General features: G+C 69.3%; 7 protein-coding genes and 1 pseudogene. 7 read left to right on the top strand and 1 reads right to left on the bottom strand.

Annotated features, from left to right (window positions below; genetic code table 11):
• Positions 1-232: 232 nt before the first annotated feature.
• A pseudogene (locus tag AB0I04_RS41235) lies at positions 233-351 on the bottom strand (alcohol dehydrogenase); the annotation flags it as partial.
• 358 nt (positions 352-709) lie between these two features.
• Between AB0I04_RS41235 and AB0I04_RS41230 the strand changes: the two are divergent.
• From AB0I04_RS41230 to AB0I04_RS41200, 7 genes are all read left to right on the top strand, one after another.
• Complete coding sequence (locus AB0I04_RS41230) at positions 710-1,375, top strand: glycosyltransferase (RefSeq protein ID WP_360897712.1); 666 nt, start codon at positions 710-712, stop codon at positions 1,373-1,375.
• Between the two features lie 398 nt (positions 1,376-1,773).
• A complete protein-coding gene (locus tag AB0I04_RS41225; protein WP_360897710.1) occupies positions 1,774-3,312 on the top strand; it encodes a serine/threonine protein kinase in 1,539 nt (512 codons plus the stop codon).
• Between the two features lie 425 nt (positions 3,313-3,737).
• On the top strand, positions 3,738-3,908 hold the full coding sequence (locus AB0I04_RS41220) for an RGCVC family protein (RefSeq protein ID WP_360897708.1): 171 nt from the start codon (positions 3,738-3,740) through the stop codon (positions 3,906-3,908).
• Positions 3,909-4,173: 265 nt separating this feature from the next.
• Positions 4,174-5,967 carry an ATP-dependent zinc metalloprotease FtsH gene (gene ftsH / locus AB0I04_RS41215; protein ID WP_360897706.1) on the top strand — a complete coding sequence of 598 codons (1,794 nt, stop codon included), beginning with the start codon at positions 4,174-4,176 and terminating at the stop codon, positions 5,965-5,967.
• 200 nt (positions 5,968-6,167) lie between these two features.
• Positions 6,168-7,412, top strand: a complete 1,245-nt coding sequence (locus AB0I04_RS41210; protein ID WP_360897704.1) for a PP2C family protein-serine/threonine phosphatase — start codon at positions 6,168-6,170, stop codon at positions 7,410-7,412.
• A 284-nt stretch (positions 7,413-7,696) separates the two neighbouring features.
• Complete coding sequence (mgtA, locus tag AB0I04_RS41205; RefSeq protein ID WP_360897702.1) at positions 7,697-10,318, top strand: magnesium-translocating P-type ATPase; 2,622 nt, start codon at positions 7,697-7,699, stop codon at positions 10,316-10,318.
• 294 nt (positions 10,319-10,612) lie between these two features.
• Entirely contained in the window at positions 10,613-11,236 is a 624-nt protein-coding gene (locus AB0I04_RS41200; RefSeq protein ID WP_360897700.1) for a histidine kinase, read from the top strand.
• The last annotated feature ends 202 nt before the right edge of the window (positions 11,237-11,438 follow it).

Genomic DNA, 11,438 nt, shown 5'->3' with positions numbered 1-11,438 from the left:
GCTCGAGGCGGCGGCGACGCGATTCACCGAACGCCGCGCCGAACGCCAGGCCCGGGCGACCGAGGCCGGCGCCGAGACACGGTGACGCTCACCGGCTGCGGCCATAGATCCTCCCGTGCGATGCCATCAGGTCAGCTTCTCGGCCGTGAACGGCCGGGTTTGCGGCTCGGGCGTTCACGCCTTGTCGCGCTCCCCGTCGCGGCTGGCCGTCGTGCCGGGTTCGTATCTCCGTGATCTTGACCGCGACGTGGTTGAGCCCGCCGAGGCCGACGATGGCGACCTTCGGCGGGGGCCGGCGCCCCACCGGCGCAACGGGGAGTACGTCGTGATGCCCGCGCACAGCAGCGGCGCCGTGCACTCCGCTCGGTCGCCACAACTTGGTGACATTGTCCGCGTTGAGTAAGGCCGGCCCGCCGCCTGGAGTTCCAGGGGCGGTAACGATCAGCGCGTGAACGCGTCCTTGACCTTCTCGCCCGCTTCGGCCTCGCGTTCTCAGTGGTCAGTGGGCTGCGAGCCGGATCGATCGAGCCCACCGTACAGGTGATCTCTCCTGGTGATGGGCCTTGCTGGAGTTGCTTGTTTCCGTTCGGCGGCGGACCGGATTGACTCAAGGGCGATCGGCCGGCCGGTTCCGATTCCTCGGCCCGGAGCCGCGAATGGCCACACGCAGGCCACTCCGTCGCCTCAACGCTCGCAAGGAGGTCCTGTCGTGCGCCGCAGATACGGCATGCAGGGTCTTCGTATCCCCCTCGTGAACACCCCTCACGGCCCGGGCCTGCTACAGCGGCGCGACGGAGAGCAGGCCGCAGCCGTATTGCAGCGCACCCGTCTGGAGCGCGTCATCGGGCGCACCGTCCCAGCCACCATCACCACCTGGACCGGCCAGAAAGACGAGCTGATCCGGCTGGGCGTCCCCCGCCACCGGATCGACGTGACGCCGGGCGGTGTCGACACCCACGCCTTCAGCCCGCACGGCGGCAGCTACCCGCGTGGTGAACGTCCCCGGTTGCTCCTGCTCTCCCGGCGCGCCGAACAGCACGGAGCAGTGACCGCCATCCAGGCGCTCACGCGGATCCCCGGTGCCGAGTTGATCATCGCCGGTGGGCCCGGCACTCCCGACACCGATCCCCAGGCGCACCGCCTGCATCTGCTCGCCAAACAGGAGGCGGTCGCCGATCGCGTCTTCTTCCTCGGCCCCATCCAGCGCGACCGCGTCCCCGAACTGATGCGCTCCGCCGACCTGCCGCTCGCCGATCCGATCCGCCGCCTCGCGCTTGGCATCGCCGGCGCCGACCGAGCCCGCTCCCGCTACGCCTGGACCCGCATCGCGCGGCAGATCACCACCGTCTATGACCGCGCGACCCAGAACCCGTGATCCGCCCCGGGACACGGCGACGTGAACCCGGCGCGGCCGGTGACGCATTCCGGCCGGGCCCTACGGGCAACCGGCGTCCAGGCCGCCACCGGCGGACCGTACGCCGCGGCATCGACATCGAGCACCCCGCGTGCCGGAGTCGATGGGGTGGCCCCACGCCGCCGGCTTTGCGTACGTGTCGGTCCGGGCACCGTCCGGGAGGCCGGCCTCGCCGGGCACGACCGGCATCACGTCCCCTGACCAGGCCAACCGTGATCACGGCGTCACAAGCGGCACGACCGCCTTCACCCAAGGCCACGTCCGTGCCCGGTGGCCCGGAAACCTGCCTCTCGCCATCACCCGGTGCGACGACCCATTGCTGAGGTCTGCCCGACAGCGACCTCGAAACGGAGACACCGATGGAAATGCCAAGGCTCGCCGGGGGTGAGCCGGGCGACAGCCCTGGGAGCGACAGAGCGGGCGGGCGTCCCGACGGGCGGATGCGTGCGCGGGGCAGCCGGGTCATAGGCCGGTACCGGCTGGTGGACCAGGTTGGTGAGCCCGCAGGTTGCAAGGTCTGGAAGGCCTTCGACGAGGTGCTGAGGCGTCCAGTGGCGATGCTCACATTCGCGCCTGGGGCGGCCGACGCGGGTGAGGTCGTAGCGGCCGCCGGAGCGGCCAGCCGGGTCGGCGATGTACGGTTCGCCCACGTCTTCGACGCCGCGGACGACGCAGAGGGCGCCTATGTAGTCACCGAATGGCCCTCCGGCGAGTCCTTGGAGGACCTGGTGGCCGACGGGCCGCTGGAGGTCGCGGACGCGGTGTGGATCGTGGCTGAGGTGGCGGGGGCGCTCTCGGCGGCGCACGCCGCCGGCGTGGCGCACCTGCGCCTGTCACCACGGGCGGTGCGGTGGAACCCCGAAGGCGGCGTGAAGATCACCGGGCTGGCCGTAGACGCGGCACTGGCGAGTACGCGCCGCGATGACGGAGCGCTGGCCGACACACGGGCGCTGGCGGCTCTTCTGTATGCCGCGCTCACCAGTAGATGGCCCGGGGAGGAGGAGACCACGCTGGCCTCCGCGCCGACGCGTAGGAGAGATGTCTATCCTCCGCGGCAGGTACAGGTCGGGATACCGGGGCGCATCGACGCGATAATCTGCCGAGCCCTGCTGCCCCAATCACGGCGCGGCAACCCGCCGATCACCCATCCGGCACAACTCGCCGCCGCTCTCCTCGAGGAGATCGTCCGGGCCCCTCTCTCCGCTCGTTCGCACACCGGTCGGGCCAGGCCGAATGCGCCCCGGTGGCCGCGCCGTCCCCGGTCGGGGACGGTGATCCTTTCCGGTGGTGCGCTCGTCCTCGCCGCAGCGGTCGCATTCGGCGACTCCATATCCGGACGTACCCTCGCGCTGAACGCGGGCGGCGTCCCGTCCCCGGCCTCTCATCCCTCGTCGCGGCGAGCGTCCGCCCGAGCCAAGCCCCCGGCCCGGTCGCCCACCCTGCCGGCCGTCGGGCGACTCGCGCCACTGGCCGCGCGGTCCTTCGATCCAAGTGGCGACGACGGCTTCACGACGGCTGTCACACCTGACGGCAGCCCCTCGCACGTCTGGCGCACGCACGGGTACACAACGGCCCACTTCGGAAACCTCCGGACGGGCACGGGCCTCCTGCTGGACATGGGCCGACCGGGGCAGATCACGAACGTCCGGATCACCCTCGGCACGGCCGCGGACGCCGACCTCCAGGTGCGGATCGCGGCCAGCACGACGTTCGAGCACGCTTTCCGGACCGTGGCGCGGGCACCCCACGCGGCCGGTGCGACCGACTTGACGATAGGCGGTCCGGCCCCAGGCCGCTACGTGCTCATCTGGTTCACCCGGCTTCCCCCTACCAGCAACGGGGACGTCACGTTCCAGGCGAGCATCCACGCCCTCACGCTCTATGGACTCCGCGCATAGGACGAATCCTCCCGACGGGCCGGGGGAGTGGGCAGCCGAAGCCCATCCCGCATGAGCCGCCCGGGCCGCCGGACGGAGTCGGATCCGGTGTCGCGGATCGGCGTCGTGACACTCTCGGTCGGCGCCGCCTCGGCGACATGGGCATGCAGCCGTTCGTCGAGGGTGTGCTGACCGACGACCTTCCGCCGGCGGCGAAGGCGAGCAGAACCTGGCGCTCATGCAAGCCGGCGTGAGAGGCGTGGGAAGCCCGGTCATCAGTCGGTGTGATGAGCCTTGGTCAAGCTCATGGTTTCCGCACGCGCGATATCGCGATTGGCTGTTGACATGTACATTCGTGTGCGTTCGTCCCAGCCGCCCCCGACCGCCGGTCTTTGGCAGCGGTGGCCTGATGGTTCGTGGAACGGACTGTTCGGGCGGGTGACGCCATGACATCGGAATCGCGTTGCGAGTCGCCGCCGGTCACGCTGTGCGTGTGCGGGCACCCCGTCGACGAACACGATTCCGTCGCTTCCCGCTATTGCAGGGCGACCTCTTCGGGTGCCTTGAACCGAGACTGCGTCTGCGTCCCGGTACCCCCCAAGCCGTACCTCCGTTGATGACGTCGGCGACCGATCGGGAACGGTACTGCAGGCTCACCATCGATGGAGTGATCATCTCAGTCTTCCACCGGAGTCCGCCCTTCGGGCGAACAGGACCAGCGTTCGCGGCAGTCGGCCGACCATGAAGCAGGTACTGCTCGTGAGCGCCGCACATCGCATGGCATCGGCGCGGCCGGGTCCGCCGAAGGATCGCGTCCCGGCGCCCGCTCCACCCGCGCCTCCCGGCTGGCGGGCATGGGTCTTGCCGATCGGGCTCGCGGTCATGTTCGCGACCGTTCTGCTCTTCCACCCGTTCGCCAAGGGCCCGTCGGCTCGGGACTTCAGCTACACCGGCTTCGTCGGTGAAGTGACGACGGACAAGGTCTCGACGGCGACGATCACCTCGACGGGCTCGGTGAGCGGCAAGCTCCGGAGCGGTGCCGCCTACACGTCCCAGATCCCCACCGCGCTGAACGACAACGCGCTCTCCGCGCTCCTCGTCAGGCACCAGGTTGAGGTGAGGGGCAGCAACCCGAGTAAGACATCGGTGCTGAGCGTGCTCATGTCGCTGTTGCCGGTTCTTTTCATCGTCGGCGTCTTCGTCTGGATCGGCCGCCGCGGCAGCAGGCAACTCACCGGCAGGCTCGGCGGGATCATGGCCATCGGCAAGTCGAAGGCCAAGGTTTACGACGAGGAGAGGCCTACCACGCACTTCGCCGACATCGCGGGTTACGAGGGCTCCAAGGCCGAGGTCATGGAGGTCGTGGACTTCCTGCAGGATCCGAAGCGGTACGCGCGCGCCGGCGCGGTCGGCCCGAAGGGCGTGCTCATGATCGGACCGCCCGGGACCGGCAAGACCCTGCTGGCCAGAGCCGTCGCCGGCGAGGCCGGTGTCCCGTTCTTCGCCCTCAGCGGCTCCAGCTTCGTCGAGATGTTCGTCGGTGTCGGCGCCTCGCGGGTCCGGGACCTCTTCGCCGAAGCACGCAGGCGTGCCCCCTCGATCATCTTCATCGACGAGATCGACGCCATCGGAGGCCGACGAGGTCCCGGCGGATTCGGCTCCAACGACGAACGCGAGCAGACGCTCAACCAGCTGCTGTCGGATATGGACGGCTTCGAACCTGGCACCGGCATTGTCGTCATGGCGGCGACCAACCGAGCGGAGATCCTCGACGCGGCGCTGCTGCGGCCTGGGCGCTTCGACCGGACGGTGGAGATCCCTCTCCCCAACCACAGGGAACGAACGGCGATCCTCGCCATTCACGGACAGGGCAAAACGCTTGCTCCCGACGTCGATCTCGACGCGGTGTCACGAGGAACGCCCGGGCTGTCCGGCGCTGATCTCGCCAACCTCGTGAACGAAGCGGCGATCAACGCCGTACGAGCCGGGCGCGACGTTCTCAGCGCCGCCGACTTCGACGCGGCCCGGGACCGCCTCCTCATCGGTCGGCGAGACGCCTCCAACGCACTGCTGCCTGAGGAGAAGCACGCCGTGGCCGTCCACGAAGCCGGGCACGCGCTCGTCGCCGCCCTCTCCCCACATGCCGACCCCGTCGCGAAGGTCACGATCTTCCCTCGCGGCGCCGCCCTGGGCGTGACCGAACAACTCCCCGATTCCGAACGGCGCCTGTACCCCCTAAGCCACCTCACCGACTCTCTCGCCGTACGGCTCGGTGGTCGCGCTGCGGAGATCGCCGTGCTCACAGAGCCATCGACCGGTTCGTCCAACGACCTCCTGGCCGCCACCGATCTCGCGACACGCATGGTGAGGGAGTGGGGATTTTCGACCGCGGTCGGGCCCATCGGCTACGGACCGGAAGGACCGACTCGCGACAACCCCTTCGCCGGCCGCCCCTACGCCGAAGGGACGCAGCGTTCCATCGACCAGGAAGTAGCCCGGCTGCTACGAGAAGCCGAGGTCAGGGCGACCGACCTGATCGGCAAGCACCTTGCCACGCTTCACCGGGTGATCGACCTGCTCCTCGAACGCGAAACGATCGATGGCAGGGACCTGGCGGTGATCATCGGCGTCCCCGAGCACCAGAACGGCCACCTCACGGCGGGCCCGCTCTCATGATTGTGCCGGATCGGCGCCATCCCGTGCGCCGCCGGGTACTTCCTGCTCATCGGCCTGCTTGACCGGCTCATGGACTGGTGACCTACCCGGATCGGGGTGATGCTGGATTGAAGGAGTGCCCAATGACCCGCTGACGATCCACGTCTGGGAGCCGGGACATTCGTCAGGGCATGAGGATCAGCACGGGGGGTGAGATGGCCATGACGGAGAGCGAACGGCGGGCCCGTAAGGTCATGGTAGATCGGTCGGAGGGGTTCGGTGAGCGGTTGCTGGGGATGCTGCTGGACCGGGCGCACGAGATGCCACCGCAGCTGATCGCCCCCTTGGTCGCGGAGGAGGTCGCGAGGGTCGGTGGCCGGGATGTGTCCATCCTCCTGCAGGATTATGGCCAACTGGTGCTCGCGCCCCTCCCGGGAAGGGGACTCGTGGTCGGAGGATCAGAGTCGATCGACGATTCCTCGGCCGGCAGATCCTTCCTGCGTGCGATCCCCGTCGAAGAGCCACAGGCCGACGGTGTGCGGCTGTTCCTGCCGCTCCTGGACGGCAGCGACCAGGTGGGGGTCATGGCCGTCACCCTCGACGCCGTCGATGACGATGACCGGCGGTTGCTGCGGCGGCTCTCCGGCCTGGTGGCCGACATGCTGGTCACCAAGAGCAGCTACACCGATCAGTTCTTCCGGGCCCGGCGCCGCGAGCGGATGAGCGTGGCCGCGGAGATCCAGTGGTCACTGCTGCCTCCGCTGACCATGATCACTCCGCAGGTCGCGGTGGCCGGCATCCTCGAACCCGCCTACGACGTCGCCGGCGACAGTTTCGACTACGCCCTCAACGACGACACCCTTCACCTGGCCGTCATCGACGCGATGGGCCACGGCCTGAACGCCGCCGTGCTGGCCACCGTCGCCATCGGCGCCTACCGACACGCCAGACGCGCCGACATCGGGCTCGCGGAACTGTACGCGTTCATGGACGCGGCCGTCGACGAGCAGTTCGGGCCCGACCAATTCGTCACGGCCCAGATGGCGCGGCTCGACATCCGATCGGGAGTCCTGCGGTGGGTCAACGCCGGTCACCCCGCGCCGCTGCTGATCCGCGACCACCGGGTCGTCCAGGCGCTGGAGAGCCCGGGAACACTGCCGGTCGGTTTCGGAGGCGACGAACCGCAGATCGGAGAGGAGGAACTCTGGCGCGGTGACCGGGTGCTGTTCTTCACCGACGGCCTGGTCGAAGAACACGAGAGCGGCGGAGAGCAGTTCGGCGAGGAACGCCTCATCGATTTCATCGAGCGTGCCGGGCGCCCGAGCGAAGGCATCCAGGAGATGGCACGCAGGCTCTCTCACGCCCTCATGCGGGAAAGAGGCGGGATCACCAGTGACGACGCGACCCTCTTCCTCCTCGAATGGCGCGGCGGCACCGCAGACCACCTCGCCATGATGGACCCGTAGCCCTGGTCATCGCGATTCACCCTTCCTCAGAGCAAGGCTCATCACCTCAACTGGGCAGGCCGAGCCGAACGGAGCATCGCGTGACCGATGCGCTGTCGCTCTACGACGGGGACCGCATCACCCTCCGGTGAGGCCCCATGCGGGTCGGCGGTGCCGCGGGGGACCTTCGGCTCTGTGCATGGGCGGGTCGGGGGGTGAGGCTCGAGCGGAGAGGATGGGAACCGAGAGGAAGCCAGATGTCTGTGACCGTGGCGTCCACGTCTCGCCCAGGAGATCGGTCCGGCGTGGCTTCGCTGGAGGTGGCCGCTGCCGGGTCGCTCACCGCCGAGGAAGTCCTCGACCGGGTGGGCGGCAGGCGTGACGGCCTGGGTGCGGAGGAGGCGGCCGACCGGCTGCGGTCGGCCGGCCCGAACGCCGTGCGCTCGCATCGGGCCCGCGCGCTGCCGGTCCTGGTCCGCCAGCTCCGCTCGCCGCTGCTGATACTGCTGGCGGTCACCGCGGTCGCGTCGTTCTTCGTCGGTGAACGCGCCGATGCATTGATCATCGGGGCCATCCTGGCGGCCTCGGTGGGGCTGGGATTCGGCAACGAGTACCGCGCCGAGAAGGCCGCGGAGGCGCTGCACGCGCAGATATCCCACCAGTGCGTCGTCCTGCGCGACGGGCACCCGTGTTCGATCGACGTGACACGGCTGGTGCCCGGCGACGTCATCATGCTGCAGCTCGGTGAGGTGGTCCCCGCCGACGTACGGCTCGTTGCCACCGTGGGCCTGGAGTGCGACGAATCGGTCCTCACCGGTGAGTCCCAACCGGCGGCGAAGTCCACCGACCCCGTTCTGGCCGGGTCGCCCCTGGCCGAGCTGGCCTGCTGTGCACTGATGGGCACCGTGGTACGCGCCGGGTCCGGCACCGGCGTCGTCGTCGCGACCGGCCGCCGCGCCGAGTTCGGCCGTATCGCGCTCGGGCTCGGAGAACACCATCCGCAGACCGAGTTCCAGCTCGGGCTGGGCAGGTTCTCGATGCTGCTGGTGTGGGTCGCCGGCGCCCTCACCGGTGGCATCTTCGCCGTCAACCTGATCCTGCGGCGCCCCGTCCTGGACGCGCTGCTGTTCTCCCTCGCGATCGCCGTCGGTATCTCACCCCAACTGCTGCCGGCTGTGGTGTCGACCAGCCTGGCCGCCGGGACCCGCCGGCTCGCCCGTCGCAAGGTGCTCGTCAAACGGCTGGTCTGCATCGAGGATCTGGGCGACGTCGAGGTGCTGTTCACCGACAAGACCGGCACTCTCACCGAAGGCCGGATCTCTTTCATGCGGTCGCTCGGCTCTGATGGGCGCGCCGCCGAGGCTCCGCTGCTGCTCGGCCTGCTGTGCAATGAAGCCGTCGTCGAGGGCGGGCTGGCCGCGGGCGGGAACGCCCTCGACGTCGCGCTGTGGGACTCACCCGCCGCCGCGCTGCAACAGCAGGCGCTGGCGGGTTACCGGCGCCTGGCCACGCTGCCGTTCGACCACGAACGGCAGGCCGTATCGGTCCTCCTGCGGACACCTGACGATGGGCATCTGATCATCACCAAGGGGGCGCCGGAAAGGATGCTCGAGCGCTGCGCCGACGTTCCTGCCGCCATCCGGACCGCGCTGGACGCCGAATTCGCCGCCGGCAACCGCGTGGTCGCCATCGCCACCCGTTCCACCCCTGCGGATCAATCCACCCTGACGGCCGCTGATGAACGGGACCTGACACTGCGCGGGCTGCTCGTCTTCTCCGACCCGCCGAAGACCACCGCCCGGCACGCCCTGGCGCGGCTGGCCGGGCTGGGCGTCACCGTCAAGGTCGTGACCGGCGACAACCCGGTCGTCGCGGCGAAGGTCTGCGCCGATCTCGGCCTCCCGGCCGGGCGCGTGGTCACCGGAGCCGACATCGACGCCGGCGACGACGACCGCCTCGAGAAGCTGATCACCGAGACCACGGTGTTCGCCCGGGTCAGCCCCGAGCACAAGGCCCGCATCGTCCGCGCCCAGCGCCGTACCGGCGTGGACGTCGCGTTCCTCGGGGACGGCGTCAACGACGCGCTGGCGCTGCACGCCGCCGACGTGGGGATCTCAGTGGAGTCGGCCACCGATGTCGCCAAGGACGCGGCCGACGTGCTCTTGCTGGAAAAAGACCTGGACGTGCTCGCCGACGGGGTCGCCGAAGGCCGCCGAATCTTCGCCAACACCATGAAGTACGTGCTGATGGGCACCTCGAGCAACTTCGGGAACATGTTCAGCGCCGCCGGCGCATCCCTGTTCCTCGGCTTCCTGCCGATGCTGCCCTCCCAGATTCTGCTGAACAACCTGCTGTACGACTCCAGCCAGCTCGCCATCCCGACCGACACCGTCGATCCCGAGCAGGTGGCCCGGCCGACCCGCTGGGACGTCGGCTTCATCCGCCGGTTCATGCTGACCTTCGGGCCGATCAGCTCCCTGTTCGACTTCGCGACCTTCGGCGTGATGCTGTGGATCTTCCACGCCGGCGCTCCGCTGTTCCGCTCCGGCTGGTTCGTCGAGTCCCTCGCCACCCAGACACTGGTGATCTTCGCCATCCGCACCCGGCGGATCCCGTTCATCCGCAGCCACCCCAGCGTGCCGCTGCTGCTGGCCGCGCTCGGCGCGGCAACCGCCGGTGCCCTCCTGCCGGCCACCCCACTCGCACACGCCCTGGGATTCCGGCCACTCCCCGGCTTGTTCTTCCTCACCCTCGCCGGGATGGTCGCCGGCTACCTCCTGCTCATCGAGATCGGCAAACGCTGGTTCTATCGCACCGCACCCGCCGTCCCGGAGACCCGGCCACGCGTCCCCGGCCACCGGGTCCACCGCCGGGCCGCGCGCTTCGCCATACCCACGCCGGGAGACGATCCCGGTCCCAAGACCTGAAGTGGCGCCCGGTCACGCCCTGTCTATCGCGTACGGCCGACGCTCCTGCCGTTTGAGCGCGCAAGCCTTACCACGGCGCTACAACCCTGTCTGATGCTCTTCTGAGCTCGGCAGTCGCGTAGTGTCAGGAGGTGGATGTCCCACCATCTCACACGGGCACCGTACGGCTGGTGCAGCCGCAACCATGGCCAGCCGCCGCTCTGGACGACGCGTCCAGCATCGACCTCTGCACGCGGGTTCGACCCGCCACACGGGCAGGGCCACCTTCGGCGGGTAGACGATGGAGCCGCGGTCATGAGCGATCTACCACCAGCCGCCCCGAACGGCCCGCCCGGCAGGCCGCCTCCGACGGTCATCAGGCCGACTCCGCCATCGCTCACGCCGGAGATCATCGCCACGATGAGCGGGCCAGAGCGCGCGGAGAGCCGTGCAGGCGACTCGGCCAGGGTACGGCAGAGCCTGACCGACGAACATGACCGCATCGCCCACGACCTGAACGACACCATCGTCCGCCAGATGTTCGCCGTGAGCCTGCACCTGCACATCGCCTTGACGCGTATCGACGACGCCTACGCGACCGAAAGGATCTGCCACGCCATCGGCGGGCTGGACGAGGCCATTAAAGATCTTCGCATCACCATTTTCGGATTCCGGCAGTCCGAACGCACCCCCTCGCCCTACCGACACCAGCAGAACTCGTACGCGGTGGGCACGATGTTCGCAGGCATGAGAACGGCTTCGTCCTCGGCCACGCGGACGGAGCCGAAAGCGGAGGTGCCGGCGCGCGGCACGCGCAGTTATGCGTGGCTCCCATCAGGGCCCGAGAATCCGGCCATCGCCCTCGGGCACTTTCCGAACGTGGACAACCGGGTCCCCGGGGCGAAGATCTCGTTCCTGGAGTCGCGGATCGCCTGGTAGATGTTCAGCGTCTCGCGCGCGATGCGATCCCAGGAGTAACGCGACTGCGCCCGGCCCACTCCCGTAATGCCGAGGGCGGTCGGAAAATGGGCTCGGCGTTCGGCGAATCGGGTCGCCGCCGTATCCAGTCGGTCCAGAGTGGCGATCTGGCGATGGTAGCCGGGCAGATTGTCCTCGGTGAGGAGGTTGACGACCAGCGCTT

Source organism: Actinoallomurus sp. NPDC050550 (assembly GCF_040655075.1).
In the GTDB taxonomy this organism is placed as follows: Bacteria; Actinomycetota; Actinomycetes; order Streptosporangiales; family Streptosporangiaceae; genus Actinoallomurus.
This window is presented reverse-complemented; position numbering and strand designations above follow the sequence as displayed.